Origin of the sequence: Curtobacterium sp. MCLR17_058, assembly GCF_003234705.2 — a bacterium.
GTDB lineage: Bacteria > Actinomycetota > Actinomycetes > Actinomycetales > Microbacteriaceae > Curtobacterium > Curtobacterium flaccumfaciens.
In genome coordinates, this window is sequence record NZ_CP126262.1 from 98,637 (window position 1) to 115,787 (window position 17,151).

At 70.3% G+C, this 17,151-nt stretch carries 14 protein-coding genes; 10 read left to right on the forward strand and 4 right to left on the reverse strand.

From position 1 onward, the window contains the following. Positions 1-88: 88 nt before the first annotated feature. The 3 genes from DEJ11_RS00465 to nucS all read right to left on the reverse strand — a co-directional run bounded on the left by DEJ11_RS00465 (position 89) and on the right by nucS (position 2,837). Positions 89-1,369 (reverse strand): MFS transporter, encoded by a 1,281-nt coding sequence (locus DEJ11_RS00465; RefSeq protein ID WP_111045640.1) that lies wholly within the window; start codon positions 1,367-1,369, stop codon positions 89-91. Next, a complete protein-coding gene (locus tag DEJ11_RS00470; protein WP_111105291.1) occupies positions 1,366-2,040 on the reverse strand; it encodes an HAD hydrolase-like protein in 675 nt (224 codons plus the stop codon). The genes DEJ11_RS00465 and DEJ11_RS00470 overlap by 4 nt, the downstream gene beginning before the upstream one ends. A 101-nt stretch (positions 2,041-2,141) precedes the next feature. Continuing rightward, on the reverse strand, positions 2,142-2,837 hold the full coding sequence (gene nucS, locus DEJ11_RS00475; protein ID WP_017887754.1) for an endonuclease NucS: 696 nt from the start codon (positions 2,835-2,837) through the stop codon (positions 2,142-2,144). A gap of 175 nt (positions 2,838-3,012) precedes the next feature. Here nucS and DEJ11_RS00480 point away from each other — a divergent pair, with 175 nt between their 5' ends. The 6 genes from DEJ11_RS00480 (at position 3,013) to DEJ11_RS00505 (ending at position 11,102) form a co-directional block, all read left to right on the forward strand. Continuing rightward, positions 3,013-4,401: a purine-cytosine permease family protein gene (locus DEJ11_RS00480; protein WP_111022444.1), complete on the forward strand. Its 1,389-nt coding sequence runs from the start codon at positions 3,013-3,015 to the stop codon at positions 4,399-4,401. Positions 4,402-4,566: 165 nt separating this feature from the next. Then, positions 4,567-6,123 (forward strand): hydantoinase/oxoprolinase N-terminal domain-containing protein, encoded by a 1,557-nt coding sequence (locus DEJ11_RS00485; protein ID WP_111105107.1) that lies wholly within the window; start codon positions 4,567-4,569, stop codon positions 6,121-6,123. After that, positions 6,120-7,262 (forward strand): S-methyl thiohydantoin desulfurase family protein, encoded by a 1,143-nt coding sequence (locus DEJ11_RS00490; protein WP_258375552.1) that lies wholly within the window; start codon positions 6,120-6,122, stop codon positions 7,260-7,262. The genes DEJ11_RS00485 and DEJ11_RS00490 overlap by 4 nt, the downstream gene beginning before the upstream one ends. Then, a complete protein-coding gene (locus tag DEJ11_RS00495) occupies positions 7,259-8,383 on the forward strand; it encodes an S-methyl thiohydantoin desulfurase family protein (protein WP_111089284.1) in 1,125 nt (374 codons plus the stop codon). The genes DEJ11_RS00490 and DEJ11_RS00495 overlap by 4 nt, the downstream gene beginning before the upstream one ends. A gap of 104 nt (positions 8,384-8,487) precedes the next feature. Then, positions 8,488-9,582 carry a DUF917 domain-containing protein gene (locus DEJ11_RS00500; protein ID WP_111105108.1) on the forward strand — a complete coding sequence of 365 codons (1,095 nt, stop codon included), beginning with the start codon at positions 8,488-8,490 and terminating at the stop codon, positions 9,580-9,582. Beyond that, on the forward strand, positions 9,579-11,102 hold the full coding sequence (locus DEJ11_RS00505) for a helix-turn-helix domain-containing protein (RefSeq protein WP_111105109.1): 1,524 nt from the start codon (positions 9,579-9,581) through the stop codon (positions 11,100-11,102). Before DEJ11_RS00500 ends, DEJ11_RS00505 begins: the two co-directional genes overlap by 4 nt. Before the next feature lie 12 nt (positions 11,103-11,114). Here DEJ11_RS00505 and DEJ11_RS00510 read toward each other — a convergent pair whose 3' ends face one another. Beyond that, a complete protein-coding gene (locus tag DEJ11_RS00510) occupies positions 11,115-12,422 on the reverse strand; it encodes an MFS transporter (protein ID WP_111105110.1) in 1,308 nt (435 codons plus the stop codon). Positions 12,423-12,537: 115 nt separating this feature from the next. On the opposite strand from DEJ11_RS00510, the gene DEJ11_RS00515 reads away from it, so the two are divergent. The 4 genes from DEJ11_RS00515 to DEJ11_RS00530 all read left to right on the forward strand — a co-directional run bounded on the left by DEJ11_RS00515 (position 12,538) and on the right by DEJ11_RS00530 (position 16,943). Then, on the forward strand, positions 12,538-13,671 hold the full coding sequence (locus DEJ11_RS00515) for a substrate-binding domain-containing protein (RefSeq protein WP_111105111.1): 1,134 nt from the start codon (positions 12,538-12,540) through the stop codon (positions 13,669-13,671). 230 nt (positions 13,672-13,901) lie between these two features. Next, entirely contained in the window at positions 13,902-14,699 is a 798-nt protein-coding gene (locus tag DEJ11_RS00520; protein ID WP_111105112.1) for a DUF4145 domain-containing protein, read from the forward strand. Between the two features lie 68 nt (positions 14,700-14,767). Continuing rightward, the gene (locus DEJ11_RS00525) at positions 14,768-16,156 is read left to right on the forward strand and encodes an RNA/DNA-binding domain-containing protein (protein ID WP_111105113.1); all 1,389 of its coding nucleotides are present in this window, start codon (positions 14,768-14,770) and stop codon (positions 16,154-16,156) included. A gap of 430 nt (positions 16,157-16,586) precedes the next feature. Beyond that, on the forward strand, positions 16,587-16,943 hold the full coding sequence (locus tag DEJ11_RS00530; protein ID WP_146250107.1) for a hypothetical protein: 357 nt from the start codon (positions 16,587-16,589) through the stop codon (positions 16,941-16,943). The last annotated feature ends 208 nt before the right edge of the window (positions 16,944-17,151 follow it).

Here is a 17,151-nt window from a genome sequence, read left to right on the forward strand (position 1 = left end):
CTGAGGGGTCGTGCGGGTGCGGTCCCCGTCGGTCAGCGCCTCGGGGGTCGAGCCGGAGCGGGGTCTCAGCCGGCGTTCGGGTTCGGGGTCAGGACACCCGTCGCGCGGCGAACGTCCCGACGACACCGAGGGTGAGCACCGCGACGAGCACGACGAGCAGCGGCGCCGTCCAGTTCCCCGTCGCACCGTGCAGCGCGCCGGCGACGAGCGGCCCGGCCGACCCGAGCAGGTACCCGCCGCCCTGCACGAACGCGGACATCCGCCGGGCGTCGGCGTCGCTCGAGACGATCCGCACGATGACGATGAAGATCACGGTGATGCCGCCGCCCTGGGCTGCACCGCCGAGCACCGACCACAGCAACCAGAGCTGCGGGGCGAACAGCAGCCCGAGGGGCATCGCCAGCCACAGCGTGCCGACCAGGGCGATGATCGCCGCCGGACGCCACCGGGTCGCGAGCAGCGGGACACCGAGCGCCCCGACGACGGCCAGGATCTGGAACACCGACGAGCTCGCGCCCGACGATGCCTTCGAGAAGCCGATCTCGTCGTGCAGCAGCGTCGGGATCCACGCGGTGAGGGCGTAGTACGAGAACGCCTGACCACCGAACGCGAGCGTCAGACCCCAGGTGATGAGCCGTCGTGCCGGTCGGATGGGCTCGGCGGCGGCGACCCGTGCGGCCTCGGCGGCACGGGCGGTCCGGATCGCCCCGGTGTCGAGCACCTGGTCGATCGGACCGGTGACGGGCAGCGGTTCGTCCCGCTCGGAGGGCAGCGGGCGGCGCCAGGCGGCGCGAGCACCGACCGTGTAGGTCCAGGCAGCGGCGGCGATGAGTGCGAAGACCGCCCAGATCGCGATGGCGACCGGCCACCCCCACAGCGCGGCCAGGGGAGCGGTGCCGAGCGACGTGATCATCGACCCGACGTTGAGCGCCGACGTGTACACGCCGGTGACCAGGCCGACGCGTTCCGGCGAGGTGTCCCGCCGGATGACCACCGGGATCACCACGTTGCCGATCGTGATGCCGATGCCGATGACCGCGGTGCCGATCAGCAGCGCCGCCGACGAGGGCATCGAGCGCACGACGGTGCCGGCGAGCACGATGACGAGCGACAGGGACACCGCGCGCTCGGGGTCGGCCTTCGCGATGACCCAGCTGGCGAACGGCGTCGCGAGGGCGAAGCACAGCACCGGGATCGTCGTCAGCAGCCCGGCGATCGTCGCGGTCAGGCCGAGGTCGGCGCGGACGTCCCCGATGACCGGAGCGGTCGCGACGATCGGGCCGCGGAAGTTCAGGGCGATCAGGACGATGGCCGCCGGCAGCAGCCAGGCGGCGCCGCGGAGGCCCCGCCGGACGACGTCGTCGCTCATGCGGACGGCGTCGCGGACGGCAGCAGGATCGGCAGCAGGTCGAGCGGGGTGGCGGCGCGGGCGATGGTGCCCTCGGCCTCGTCGGGGGAGCCGTAACCCCACTCGGCGAAGACGACCGGGACGCCGTGCACGGTCGCGCCCTCGACGTCGTGCTTCCGGTCGCCGATCAGCACCGGGCGGCTGGTGTCGAAGCCGTGGGCCTCAAGGCGTCGCAGTGCCTCTTCGACGACGTCGGCCTTGCTCGACCGCACCTCGTCGTCGCTCGCACCCGTGATGATGTCGATGTCGCCGGTGAGCCCGTAGTGCTCGAGGATGTAGGTCGCCGGGGTCTCCGGCTTGCTCGTCGCCGTCGAGATCGGCAGCCCCGCCTGGTGCAGGGTGCGCAGCACGACGTCGATGTCCGGGAACATCGCGGAGTCGAGCGCCCCGTGCGAGAAGTAGTGCTCGCGGTAGACGGCGAGGGTGCGGTCGGCCAGTTCGTCGTCCATGCCCATCGCGATCCGGAACGTGTCCATGATCGGCGGACCGACGAACGACATCAGGGTCTCGCGGTCCGGCACCGGGACGCCGACGGTGCGGAAGGTGTGCGTCAGGCTCTCGAGGATGCCCGGCGCGGAGTCGCTGATGGTGCCGTCGAGGTCGAACAGGATGGCGGAGAACGGGCTGGTCATGTCCTGCCCACCCTAGCCGGGCCGTGGCGGGGACCATCCGGGATCCGTCGGCGGCGGGGCGGGGGTGGGCCGTGCCTCCAGGCCGGACCGCCCGACGCGGCTCAGAACAGGCGGGTGTGGCCGCCCTCGATGCCGCGCATCGCGTCGTAGTCGAGCACGAGGACGCGGATGCCGCGGTCCTCGGCGAGGGTGCGTGCCTGCGGTGCCACCGTCTGCGCGGCCAGCACGCCCTGCACCGGACGCAGGTGCGGGTCGCGGTTCATGAGCTCGAGGTACCGGGTGAGCTGCTCGACCGCGTCGATGTTGGCGTTGCGCTTCATCTCGACCGCGACGCTCGCCCCCGCGTCGTCGCGGGCCAGGATGTCGACCGGCCCGATCGCCGTCATGTACTCGCGGCGGACCAGGGTGTGGCCGTCACCGAGCAGCTCGATCTGCTCGGCCAGGAGCTGCTGCAGGTGCGCCTCGACCCCGTCCTTCACCAGGCCCGGGTCGACGCCCAGGTCGTGGGTCTCGTCGGACACCACCTCGTACAGGGAGACGATGAGCTTGTCCTGCGTCTTCTTCTGCGTCACCGTCCACACCTGCGTGATGCCGGCGACCGACTGCTCCTCGTCCGGCTCGGTGATCTCGATCGAGCAGGGCGGGCTCATCCAGTTCAGCGGCTTGTAGCTGCCGCCGTCGGAGTGCACGAGCAGGGAGCCGTCCGCCTTGAGCATGAGCAGGCGGGTCGCGAGCGGCAGGTGGGCTGAGAGCCGGCCCGCGTAGTCGACGGAGCACCGGGCGATGACGAGACGCACCCCGGAAGCCTAACCGGCGTCGTGTGATCGGCCGGACGAGGCGCGCGGCCTGTGCAACGCGCACGGATTCACATGCCCGTAACGACGTTCTGCACATGTACCGCAATCCGAAGCCGTCCTACCGTGGCTGACACCCCGATCGGCCCACGCCGACACCCCTCCCCGAGGAGCCACGATGGCCAGCGAGACCGCAGTGTCAGCACCACGAACCCCCCGTTCCGAGTCGGTCGCCGTCGACGACTACTCGCTCAGTCGAGTCCCGATGTCCGCGCGCTACGGCTGGTTCCAGGTCGCCGTGCAGCGCTTCGGGCAGATCTCGGCCCTGTCCCAGTTCCTGCTCGGTGCGACGCTCGGCTTCGGCATGAGCTTCTGGGACGCCTTCTGGGCGATCACCCTGGGAGCCGTGATCCTGGAGATCGTCTCGGTCCTCGTCGGCGTCATCGGCGTCAAGGAGGGCCTGAACACCTCGGTCATCGCCCGCTGGACCGGGTTCGGCAAGGCCGGCTCGGCGCTGGTCGGGCTCGCGATCGGGCTGAGCCTGATCGGCTGGTTCGGCATCCAGTCGGGCGTCTCGGCGGCCGGCCTCGTCTCGATCCTGCCGATCCTGCCCGCGTGGGCGTGGTCGCTCGTGTTCGGGCTGCTCGTCACCGCGATCGTCCTGCGCGGGTTCCACTCGATGCAGTGGCTGGCGAACGTGACCGTGCCGCTGTTCCTGGTGCTCGTCGGCTGGGCGGTCATCGTCGAGCTGAGCCGCCACTCGATCGCCGAGCTCGCCGCGCGTGCCCCGGCCGGTCCGGAGCTGAGCTTCGTGGCCGGCACCACCCTGGTGGCGGGTGGGTTCATCGTCGGTGCGGTGATCACGCCGGACATGACCCGCTTCAACCGCTCGGTCGGCGACGTCGTGAAGCAGACGCTGCTCGGCGTGACGCTCGGCGAGTACGTCATCGGCCTGGCCGGTGTCCTGCTCGCCCACGCCGTCGGTTCCGCGGACATCACCCGCGTGATCACGTCGAGCGTCGGCTGGGTCGGCATCCTCGTGATCCTGCTCGGCACGTTCAAGATCAACGACTGGAACATCTACAGCTCGAGCCTCGGCGTCACGAACTTCATCGACGCGGTGTTCGGCAAGCAGGTGAACCGCGGGCTCGTGACGCTCGTGATGGGCGTCGTCGGCTCGGTGCTCGCCGCGGTCGGGTTCCTCGGGGCCCTGACACCGTTCCTGTCCGTGCTCGGGGTCGTCTTCCCGCCCATCGCCGGGATCATGGTGGCGGAGTACTTCGTCGTGAAGCGCTGGCGCCGCGAGCTGAGCGACGCCGAGAACATCCCGGCGACCTCGCCCACCTGGGTGCCGGCCACCCTGGTCATCTGGGCGGTCGCCTCGCTCATCGGGTACTTCGTCGCCGTCGGCATCCCGTCGATCAACTCCGTGGTCATCGCCTTCGTGCTCTACGTGGTCGCCGGCAAGGTCGGGCTGATCCGCGGCGTCGGTGTCAGTCGGACCGAGGCCGCGCCGGCTGCCACCGAGGCCCCGGTCGCCGAAGCACCGGCCACCCCCGCCGCCTGACCCGGGCGCTCCCCGAACGGCCGGTCGCGTCGCCGCACCCCTGATCCGCGCGACGGCGCGGCCGGTCCCCACTCCACGAACCCGAACGCCGGCTGAGACCCCGCTCCGGCTCGACCCCGCACCCGCACCACCGCACCCGCACCCGCACCACCGAAGGGAACCCCCATGCGCATCGGCATCGACGTCGGCGGCACCAACACGGACGCCGTCCTGATGGACGGCAGCACCGTCCGTGCGGCGGTCAAGCGGTCCACCACCCCCGACGTCACCTCGGGCATCGTCGCCGCGCTCGACGGCCTGCGCGAGCAGCACGCCTTCGGCCCCACCGACATCGACGGCGTGATGATCGGCACCACCCACTTCATCAACGCCCTGGTCGAGGCACGCGGCCTCGCCCCCACCGCCGCGGTCCGCCTGGGCCTGCCGGCGACGGCGTCGCTGCCCCCGTTCACGGACTGGCCCGGGCACCTGGTGTCGGCCGTGCACGCGCAACCGTTCCTGGCTCACGGCGGCCACGAGTTCGACGGCCGAGTCATCTCGGAGCTGGACCCCGAGGAGCTCAAGCGGCACGCCGGTGCCATCGCGGCCGCGGGCATCCGCTCCGTCGCGATCTCGTCGGTGTTCTCCCCGATCAACGACGAGTTCGAGCAGCGTGCGCAGGAGATCATGGCCGCCGAGCTCGGGCCGGACGTGGCGTTCTCGCTGTCGTCCGAGATCGGTCGCATCGGCCTGCTCGAGCGCGAGAACGCGACGATCATCAACGCGGCGCTCCGTGAGCTCGCCGACCGCATCGTCGACGGCCTGTCCGGGTCGGTCACGGGCAGCGGCATCGATGCGCCGCTCTTCCTGAGCCAGAACGACGGCACCCTGATGGACGTCGAGTACGCCCGTCGCTACCCGGTCGCGACGTTCGCCTCGGGCCCGACGAACTCGATGCGTGGTGCAGCCGTGCTGTCCGGCTTCGACACCTGCGCGGTCGTCGACGTCGGCGGCACGACGAGCGACGTCGGCGTCCTGACCGCGGGCTTCCCACGGGAGGCCACCGGCGAGGTCGCCGTCGCCGGCATCCGCACGAACTTCCGGATGCCCGACGTCCTGTCCGTCGGCATCGGCGGCGGCTCCCGCATCCGCGAGGACGGCAGCGTCGTCGGCCCGGACTCCGTCGGGTACCGCCTGACCGAGGAGGGCCTGGTCTTCGGGGGCTCCACCCTGACCGCCACCGACGTGGCCGTCCGCGGCGGGCGTGGTGCGATCGGGGACCCGTCGCTCGTCGCCGGGGTGCCGGCCGAGGTCGCCGCCCGCGCGCTCGACGTCATCGCGGAGCGCGTCGCCGACATCGTCGAGCGGATGCGCACCTCGTCCGACCCGCTGCCCGTCGTGGCGGTCGGCGGCGGTTCGGTGCTGCTGCCGGACACCCTGCCCGGACTCGGCACCGTGTACCGCCCGGAGCACTACTCGGTCGCGAACGCCATCGGTGCGGCGATCGCGCAGGTCAGCGGCGAGGTCGACAAGGTCTACGCGATCAGCGACGGCCGCCGGTCCGCCGTGGTCGACGAGGCCCGGCAAGAGGCCGTCGACCGTGCCATCGCGGCCGGCGCCGACCCCGGCTCGGTGGACATCGTCGACTTCGACGAGGTCCCGATCCCGTACCTGCCGGGCAACGCGACGCGGATCCGCGCGAAGGCCGTGGGCGACCTGGCACTCGGGGCGCTGGTCCGATGAGCGCCACGCAAGCCGCCCCCACAGCACCCCACCTCACCGCCATCGGCGCCGACTGCTCCGCCCTCGCCCGCGGCGCCGCGATCCTCGGCACCGGCGGCGGCGGTGACCCCTACATCGGCCGCCTGCTCGCCGAGGCCGCCGTCCGCGCCCACGGCCCGGTCGAGATCGTCCAGGTCGAGGACCTGCCCGACGACGCCGTGGTGCTCTCGGTCGCGATGATCGGCGCTCCCACGGTGATGGTCGAGAAGCTGCCGTCCGCCGGCCAGTTCGCCGAGGCCATCCGCAGCCTGTCGGCGTTCCTCGGGGTGACCCCGACCCACCTGGCCTGCATCGAGGTCGGCGGCGTGAACTCGACGACCCCGATCGTCGCCGCTGCCGAGCTCGGCCTGCCCCTGGTCGACGGCGACGGCATGGGCCGCGCCTTCCCCGAGGTGCAGATGGTGCTGCCGACCCTGTCCGGGGTCAGCGCGACACCGATGGCCCTGGCCGACGAGAAAGGCAACACCGTCGTCTTCGACACGGTGGACAACCGGTGGGCGGAACGGCTCGCCCGCACGGCGACGGTCGAGATGGGCTGCTCCGCGATCACGGCGCAGTACGCCATGTCCGGCGCGCAGGTGAAGGAGTCGTTCGTCCGCGGCAGCCTGTCGCTGAGCGTCCGGCTGGGCGAGACGCTGGTCCGCGCACGCAGCGAGAACGCGGACCCCGTCACGGCGGTCACCGAGGTGCTCGGCGGCACGGTCGTGTTCGAGGGCAAGGTCGCCGACATCGAGCGCAAGACCGTCACCGGGTTCGCCCGTGGCACGGCCCGCATCGCCGGTTCCGGCAGCGACACCGGCCTGGAGGCGGTGCTCCGGTTCCAGAACGAGCACCTGCTGGTCGAGGTGGCCGGCCAGGTCCGCACCACGGCTCCCGACCTCATCATCACCCTGGACGCCGAGACCGGCGAGCCGATCACCACCGAGGCCCTGCGCTTCGGCGCCCGCATCCGGATCGTCACGGCACCGGCCGACGAGCGCTGGCACTCCCCGGAGGGCCTGCGCCTGGCCGGCCCGCGGTACTTCGGCTACGACACCCCCGCGGTCCGCCACGACGGCACCACGAGCGCGGGCGAGACGAACACGGGAGCGCACCGATGAGCTGGATCCTCGACGTCGACGACCTGCCCGACCTGGCCCGCGGCGCCGCGCTGCTCGGCACCGGCGGCGGGGGCGACCCGACCATCGGGATGCTCTTGGTCCGTGCCGCGATCGAACAGCACGGCCCCGTCACGATCCTCGACCCGTCCGAGGTGCCCGACGACGCCCTCGTCATCCCCACCGCGCAGATGGGCGCACCGACCGTGGTGCTCGAACGCATCCCCGCCGGACCGGAACCCCTCGGCGCCCTCCGTCGGCTCGAGGCCCACCTGGGCCGGACGGCGACCGCCACGATGCCCATCGAGTGCGGCGGCATCAACTCGATGATCCCGCTGCTCGTCGGCGCCACCGGCGGCCTGCCCGTCGTCGACGCGGACGGCATGGGCCGCGCGTTCCCCGAGCTGCAGATGGAGACGTTCTCGGTCTACGGGGTCCCCGGCAGTCCGCTGGCGATCAGCGACGAGAACGGCCACGGCGTCATCATCGAGACCGGCACGGACAACAAGAAGATGGAGTGGCTCGCCCGCGGGGTCACCATCCGGCTCGGCGGCGTCGCCTACATCGCCGAGTACGCCATGTCCGGCCGCCAGGTGAAGGAGACCGCTGTCCCGCGCACGCTCTCCCTGGCACTCGCCGTCGGTCGGGCCATCCGAGTTGCCCGCGAAGCCCACCGCGACCCCATCGACGCGCTCGCCGAGGCCCTCGGCACGACGATCTACACGCACCTGCGCGAGCTGTTCGACGGCAAGGTCGTCGACGTCGAGCGCCGCACGGTCGACGGGTTCGCCCGCGGTCGTGCCACCGTGCAGGGGACCGACGGCTCCGAGCTCGAACTCCGGTTCCAGAACGAGAACCTCGTCGCCCGGCGTGACGGCCGCCTCGTCGCCGTCGTGCCCGACCTGATCTGCGTCCTCGACGCCGAGACCGCCGAGCCGATCACCACCGAACGCCTGCGGTTCGGGCAGCGCGTCCGGGTCATCGGCATCTCGACCCCCGACCTGATGCGGACCCCGGAGGCGCTCGCCGTGTTCGGGCCGTCGTGCTTCGGTCTCGACGAACCGTTCGTCCCGGTCGAGGACCTGCACGAGCACGTCCGCCCGGCCGCCCCGGCGGTCGGCTGACGAACGGCCGCGCGCCGACCCCGGCGCCCGGCCCACGCACCCGACCCCGGGCTCTGGCCCCGGGCTCCGGCCCCGGGACGCGACCACGGCAGCAGAATGGACCCATGGACCAGGGTGAGCGGCGGGGCGGCGGTGTGGCGGGCCTCCAGGCCGACGACGCGACCGTCTTCGGACGCGGCACCGCCCTGCTCGGCTGTGGTGGTGGCGGCCGAGTCGACCACATGGTCAGCGCGCTCCGCTTCGCACTCGGCGACCGCAGCGTGCCGGTCATCGACCTCGACGACCCCGCGCTCGGCTCGGTGGTGGCCGTCGGGCTGATCGGTTCGACCACCGTGCTCGAGGAGAAGATGCCGAGCGGCGAGGAGCTGCCGGCCGCCCTCGCGGCGGTCGAACGCTGGACGGGCGTCCGTGCCGACGCCGTCGTCGCCGCGCAGATCGGCGGCGTGACCGGACCGGCTGCGGCCCTCACCGCACACGCCGCCGGACTGCCGCTCGTCGACGCGGACCTGGTCGGCCGCGCGGTCCCGCGCATCGACCAGCTGTCGGTCTTCGTCGGCCCGACCACGACGGTCACAGCCGCCGCGGCCACCACGAGCGGCCTGCGGATCGTCGTCGACGCCCGGCACCCCCACGACGTCGAGACGGTGTGGCGCGAGGCCGTCTCGCACAGCGGCGGCTGGGCGGCCTTCGCGATCGGCCCGGTCCCGGTCGCATTGCTGCGCGAGCGAGCCGTCGTCGGCAGCGTGCAGCGCGCCCTCCGGATCGGACGCGCAGCGGGCGGCGCACGCGACGCGGTGGAACTCGCCGCACTCATCGGCGGCCGCGTCGTCGCCCAGGGCCGGGTCATCGACGTGCAGCGCGAGGGGGACGCACTCGCGTTCGTCCGCAGCAGCCTGGCCATCCGCGACGCCGGCACCGGTGCGGTCGCCCGGGTCGAGGCGGGCAGCGAGTACGTGCACTGCCTGGTCGACGGCCTGCCGGTCGCCAGCACCCCGAGCGTCATCACCGTCGTCGACGCGCGCTCGCTCGCGCCGGTGGCGACCGACCGCACGCGGGTCGGCAACGAGCTCGCGGTGCTCGTGCTGCCGTCGGCGCCGTGGTGGTGGGCGGATCCCGACCGCACCGCGCGCATGGGGCCGCGGGCGTTCGGTATCGACGCGGACGTCGTTCCCGCGGCCGTGGGCCAGGTGCTCGCGTGAACGCCGTCGGCGACCTGCTCCCGCTCCTGCCGCCCGGCACCCGGCTGCTCGTCGGCGCCGGCAGCACGGCGGTCCGGAGCGTCCGCGGGGTCGTGGGGACCCCGGACCAGGTCGGCCGGTCCCTGTCGCAGGGCGACGACGTCGTCGTGCTGCTCACCCCCGTCGACCGCGCGGATGCACGCTTCGACGTGCTGCTGCGCCGGGCCTCCGCGGCCGGCACCGCCCTGCTCGTCGTCGACGGGGCACTGGAACTCGGCCCCGGCACCACGACGCTCGCCGACCGGCTCGGCGTCGCCGTGCTCGCCACCCCGGACCCGTGGGCGACCTCGGTCCGCCTGCACGAACTCATCGGCACCGGGATGGGGCCGGCGGCCCGGGCAGCCCTCGACGCCTCCCGCGTCGCGCTCGACGCCGGCCCCGAACTCGACGACCTGTTCGCCCGGCTCGACCGCTCGCTCGGCCACCCGGTGCGGTTCCTCGATGCCTCGGGCCTGGCACTCCGCGGAGCCGCCGTCGACGACGCGGCCCGCGCCGTGCTCGTCCGCCGCGCCGGCACCAGCGACGTGCTGACCGCCGAGGGCATCGACGAGACGCTCGTGGCGATCCCGGTCGGCACCGGCATCGGACCGCGCGCCTGGCTGGCCGTCGGCCTGCCCGTCCCGATCGCCGCTGAACAGCAGGTGGTCGCGAGTGCCCTGCAGGTGGCAGCCGTCGCCGTCGGGCACCGGCTGCTGCTCACCCGGCTCGACGACGAGCGCGACGCCCGCTACCGGATGGCGATGCTCGACGAGCTCCGCGCGGCCGACGGGGCACCCGCCCCACAGCTCGTGCAGCGGACCATCGCCGCCGGGTGGCGGCTGGACGCCTGGCACGTCGGTGCGCGCGTGGTCGCTCGGCAGGGCGTCGACCTGGTCGCGCTCCGCCAGCAGGTCGACGCCGCGGTGCGGGCCGAGGGACTCGACGCGGTCGTCGTCGAACAGGCGGACGGCTGGGTGCTGTGGCTGTCGGAACCCGACGAACCCGGCCGGGAGGCAGTGGCCGACATCGCGGGTCGGCTGCGGCGCGCGCAGAACACGCTCCGCACCACCGTGGAGACCAACGTGGGCGTCGGCAGTCTGCAGGCGGGCCCTGCCGGGCTGGTCCGGACGCTCGGCGAGGCCGGCGACGCCGCCCGTCTGGCGGCGAGCCGTCCGGAGTCGGGGCACTTCGTGCACGTCGACCGGCTCGGGCTCGCGCAGCTGCTGCTCGCGTGGACGCAGACGGACACGTTCCTGCCGGCCTCACGGCAGTTGCTCGCACCGCTCGAGCGCGGTGGCGGGGCGCTCATGACGACGCTCGCCGCCTACCTGGACGCGGAGTCGTCGATCGCCGAGACCGCCGCGGTGCTCGGCGTGCACCGGAACACCGTCTCCGACCGCATCGCGCGGGTGGAGCGGCTGCTCGGGGTGGACCTGTCCGACCCGGAGACCCGCCTCGCCCTGCACCTGGCGACGCGGGCGCGGGCGGGCGACGGCGGCTGAGGGCTCGCTGCGTCAGCTGCGGCTGGACTCGCTCGTCTTGTCGGTCTGGCTGGCCTGCTCGGTCTCGCGCTTCGTGGTCCCGCTCGTCGTGTCGGTCCCGCGGGCGGGCCGGGCGGCGGCACCGGTCTCGCGCGCTGCACCCGAGGCCAGGCCGGCCGCGATGATGAACACGAAGACGATGAGCAGCGCCCCGAGCAGGCCGATCTCCTCGCCGAGGAACCCGATCAGGGGCGGTCCGGCCAGGAACGCCACGTAGCCGATCGTCGCGACGGCGCTGACCTTGGCGGCCGCGGTGCGGGGGTCGTCGGCCGCGGCGGACATGCCCATCGGGAAACCGAGGCTGGCACCGAGGCCCCAGAGCACGACGCCGACGATCGCGAGCGGCACGTTGTCGATGAAGATGAGCATGCCGAGGCCGACCACCGCGACGGCGGCGCTGATGCGCAGGATCGGCACGCGGCCGAACTTGTCGATCAGCGGGCTGCCGGCGACGCGGCCGGCGGTCATCGCGGCGAGGAACACCGTCAGAACGGCAGCACCGCCGGCGTTGTCGAGCCCGTGGCCGTCGATCATCGCGAGGGGCAGCCAGTCGTTCGCGGACCCCTCGGCCAGCGCCATGCCGAGCACGATCACGCCGATGAGCAGCGTGGAGGGCTGTGCCCAGACCTGCCAGCGGGTGAGCGGGGTCGCGACCGGGCTGGTGTCGGTCGACACCGGCTGCTCGACGAGGTGCTCGTCCTGGAACTTCGCGACGGCGACGAGCATGGCGGCGCTCGTGATGACGACGAGCACGATGAAGTGCCACGACACCGGGATCTCGAGCTTCTCGGCCAGGGCGCCGAGGCCTGCACCGGCGAGCGTGCCGAGGCTGAACGCGGCGTGGAACAGCGGCATGATCGTGCGTCCGCCGGCCTTCTCGGCGGCGGCGCCGGAGACGTTCATCGACACGTCGCACAGGCCGTTGCCGAAGCCGAACGCGATGAGCGCGATCCAGATGGCGGCGAAGCCCCACCCGAGCGTGACCGCGACGCCGGCGAAGATCATGCCGACCGCCAGGCACGCCGCAGCCACCTGCACGCCCCGCCTCGCACCGAGCTTGGCGACGATGTGGCCGGCGAAGGTCAGACCGCCGATCGAGCCGACGGCCATGCCGAGCACGAGCAGGCCCATCTCGAACGTGCTCGCCCCGAGGGAGTCGCGGACACTCGGGATCCGGCCCAGCCACGTCGCGATGTCGAGCCCGGACAGGGTGAACACCACGAACACCGCGATGATCCAGGCCTTGGTGGTCGGGACGGTGCGGGTGGACGGCGTCGTCATGGTGGTTCCCATCGTGCTGCGGCGCGCTCGGTGCTGCGCGTTCTGGTGCGTGTCGGTGCTGGTCTTGCGGCTGTCGAATCGATTCGACTGCTCGTTCCGGCTACGCTAACGGGCGATGGACGAACCGGCAACAGGACCCGGCGCGTCGCCTTCCCGCGGCGGCGTCACCCGTTCGTCGCGCCCGACGCTGGCCGCGGTCGCCCGTGCTGCCGGTGTCGCCCCGTCGACGGCCTCGCTCGCCTTCAGTGGTCTCGGCCCGGTCTCCGAGGACGCCAAGGCCCGCGTCCTCGCCGCTGCCGCCGACCTCGGTTACGGCGGCCCCGATCCCCGTGCCCGTTCCCTTCGCCGCGGTCGTTCCGGCGTCATCGGCGTCGTGATGGACGAGCGCCTGAGCGACGCGTTCCGTGACCCGGTCAACGTCCTGACGCTCGACGGCATCGCCGAGGTCGCCGGTGCCGCCGGTGCTTCGCTGTTGCTCGTCCGGAGTCCGCTCGACGACGAGCAGGGTGCCGGTCCGCTGGTGGATGCCCCGATGGACGCCGTCGTGCTCGTCGGGTGCAACGTCCGGATCGACCCCGCCGTCGCCGTGCTGCGTCGTCGGCAGATCCCCGTCGTCGCGATCGAGGCGGACGAGATCGAGGGTGCCGTCCCCGTCCAGCTCGACAACCGCGATGCCTCACGCCGTGCTGCGGAGTACCTGCAGGGGCTCGGCCACCAGGACGTCACCGTCGTGACCCTGCCCCTCGATGCCGCGCGCCGCCGTGGCCCGATCGACGCACCCCGGCAGGACGAGGGCATCGCCTTCACCACGCTCGAACGCCTGCGCGGTGTGCGCCTGGTCTACCCGGAGGCCGTCGCGATCGAGACCGCTGGCAGCTCGGTGGAAGAGGGACGTCTCGCCGGCACGGAGCTCTTCGCGCCGGACGGTCCCCGCCCCACCGCCGTCATCGCGCAGAGTGACCTGATCGCCGTCGGGGTGATCTCGGCCGCACTCGATGCCGGACTGCGTGTCCCCGAGGACGTCAGCGTCGTCGGCTTCGACGGCATCACGGTGGACGACAGCTTGCTCCACCGCACCCCGATCCGGCACCTGACCACCCTGGTGCAGCCCTTCGTGCAGAAGGGCCAGGCCGCCGCCCGCGCTGCCCTGGCCATGCTCGAGGGGGCGGAGCCGCAGCCGGCGTCGTTCACCTCGGAGTTGCGGGTGGGGGACACGACGGGGCCGCCGCCCGCTTCGGGTGCCGACTAACACAGGCACCGCGCGTGGCTGCGTGTGGCATCGGGCTTGGACCCTTGCACGCTTCCGTGGCGCAAGCGATGTGACGTAGCCCAGAACAACACTCGTCGGTGCTTCCGACGCCGTGGCGTTGAGGTATACCCCAGGACACCACACGAGAAGTTCCTCTCAGGGGCCCACGAGGATCGGACGCGCCAACAGACGCGGATGCGAGAGTGGGCCGAATGCCACATGATTGACTCATGCAGGTGACCACCAATGAGGATGTGCCCGCAGGGCGCCGGCCCGACCGGAACCGTAAGGCATTCACCTGCCCTACATGTGGCGCATTCAGTGCACAAACGTGGCATGCCCTGGGCTATCAGGAGATCGACCCTGCCTCTGATCAAGAACCATGGTTCCGCGAGTTGGAGGAGCTGGCAGAGCTTGACGATCAAGACGCTCCTTGGAATCAGACGACCCCCTGGTTGGAGCCGACAGAGCCATGGGTGGTCGGGGGAATTTGGGCGGCGGCCCAGTGTGCCGTTTGTCAAGCGCTCACTATTTGGCGCCATTCACTAATCATTCATCCGGCATCTAAAGGCGCCCCTGCGCCACATCCGGATATGCCTCCGGCGGCTGCTGAGCTCTACGAGGAAGCCCGCTCGGTTGTCGCCATGTCGCGTCGAGCGGGGGCCGCAATGGCTCGCGCGACACTTGAGAGACTTCTCCGTGACCTCGATCCCGAGGCCGACGGAAAACTTACACTTGACCGCCGAATCGAGCGTATCCTCGCAAGGGTATCGAGCGGTCTAGGCAGAGTGCTCGACGTCATCCGCCATGTCGGCAACAAATCTGTCCACGTCTCGGATAGCAGTGATGACAAAGTGTTGGTCCTTGTTCTCGATGAGGAGGATGCAGCGGTTGTTGATGTGCTCTTTTCGGCAATAAATCAGCTGGTCGATGAACTAGTCACTAAACCCGCGCAGTACCGAAAACTGTTCGATCAACTTCCTGATGGTGTGAGGCGAGGCATCGAGGACCGCAGTAAAGCGCAATAGGCGCAAACGTCGAGCGAGACGATTAGGCAATACGCCGACAGGTTGACATCGGAATTAACGGGGGACAATTGCGTACTATCGAAATAACGAAGCAAGAAGCTGATCACCTGCTCGGCCGTGCCGAGGATCACTACCTGGACTTCAAGAGTAAGGACATCAAGCCTGCGAGCCTAGAGAAGCTCGTTTCAGCATTTGGGAATTCGTCTGGCGGAGAAATCATTATTGGAGTCGATGAATCTGCTTCAAAGGGCGCCTTTTCCTGGAGTGGCTTTGGCCGACCCGAAGAAGCGAACCAGCACGTCGAGGTCCTTCTCGGACCATTTCCAGAATCAGACGTGTTTCAGTATGACATTCTGACCTCGTCCGGGCGCGAGGGGGTGCTCCTTAGGGTCACGGTGGGTAAAACGCGCACGATGTGTGCGACAAGTAGCGGGGCGATCTACACAAGAGGCGTCGCCAGTGTGGAGCGTGTGGAGACAGATGAGCAGATGCGCGTCCTGGCCCTCCAAAAAGGGATCACCTCCCACGAGGACGCCACCACCCGCGCTCCTATCGAGATGATTACCGACTCGCTGCAGGTCACAGAGTTTGTTATCGAAACTCTCACGTTCACGGAGCCGGAACCATGGCTGCGGAATCAGCTGATGATCGTGGAAGATCGTCCCACGGTTGCGGGAGTCGTGCTCTTCGCGGATGAGCCGCAGATTGTCCTTCCAAAAGCGTCAGTCATGGTGTACCGCTATGGCTCGCGCTCGAAGGTTGGAGAGCGGGAGGATCTGGCGGATAACCGGACTTGGAACATCGAAGGCTCCGCGATGCAGCAGATTGCAGGCACTGTAGCGAAGACCACTGAACTAATCGAGTCAGTTAAGGGCACAAATTTACAGGACATTGTCTACCCCCCGGAAACCCTTCATGAAATTATCACAAACGCTGTTATCCATCGTGACTACTCCATAGCCGATAATATTCATGTGCGTATTTTCGATGACCGTGTAGAAGTAGAAAGCCCGGGGAGGCTTCCGGGTCACGTTACGCCGAAGAACCTTCCAGGAGCGCGTTTTTCGCGCAATGAGACAATCGAACGGATGCTGCACAAATTTCCCGGGAGGCCGAACAAAAATGTTGGCGAAGGGCTTGTGACGGCTTTTAGGGCCATGGAAGCGGTGCGGCTCACCTCGCCGACCGTCAGTGAGACCGACATGGGGGTGTTGGTGACGATCCGACACGAACCACTAGATAGCCCTGCAACGATCATTCTTCGGTTCTTGGAGAATCATGAAAGCATCACTAACCGTGAAGCTCGGGAGCTAACAAATACCCCCAGTGAAACCACAATGCGTCGAATTCTTGCCAGGTTGGTCAATCAGGGCGCTATTCAACCCGTCGCTGGTTCGTTCAAGGGGGGCTACAAGTATGAGGCTGTGCCTGCGCCGGGTGTCGTGTCCCCTAGCTGAGTTAGCGTCAAGGCGTTCCCCTTCCGGAACAGGTGTCGGTCGGACTGAGGCAGGGGTTCGCTGCGTGGGTTGACCTAAGAGCGTCATATCGTCTCGGTGCTGCGCTTATTGTTCGCGGTGGCAGATGGGGGCTGCAGCACAGCCCAGGGTGTTGTAGACGATCACGCTGGAGGATGCGCGCTGACGCCATCACGCTTTGGGGATGAGGGGCCGAGATAGGTCGCTCGTGCTCGGAGGCGAAGGCGGTGTGACAGGAGCGGACGTCTCAGAGGGACAGCTTCTGACGCCAGCGGTCCGGCAACGTGGACGGGCCACCCGGCGAGAGGATGATCATGACCGGCCATCGAGCTGATCGCGCGCTGAACCCACTGACGACGGCGCGGCTCGCGCACGGGCTCGCGCCGTGGTCCGTTTCGTCGTCGGGGTCGGCGTGATCATCGTCATCGTCGTGGCCGGGCTGATCGCTCCGGCCGCGCTGCGCTCGTACGACCTCGGCCACCGGGTCAAGCTTCGCTGCCACGTCACGTCTGCCGAGGGCATCACCCGCGGATCGTCCAACCGTGGCATCGGTGGCCAGGATGCGCGGGTCGTCATCACCACGGAGGACTGCGGGAAACTCGTCCTCTCGAAAGGCGTGACGCGGACGAACAACCGGGCGATCACTGGCCGCATCGACACGCCGGCCGAACACGCGATCGAGGTCGGAGCCGGCTCATGGGAGGTTCGCGGGCTGCTGCACGCCATCGGCAGGAGCCCTTCGGCCTTCGGAGTCGTGCCGACGTCCTGACCGACGAGCCACCCCTCCGGTCGGACGGGGGACGGGACCTGCATGGGCGCGGCGCACCCTGCTCGTCTTGGGGGCCGCCCAGGCCAGCGTCCGAAGCGCGGCGTAGTCACGCCTGGATGGCGGTGCCGCAGGCCTGGAAGTCGCGGACGGCCTGATCACGGCGGAGCTCACCGAACAGGTCGAGCTGGGGCGCGGTTGGACGGGAAAC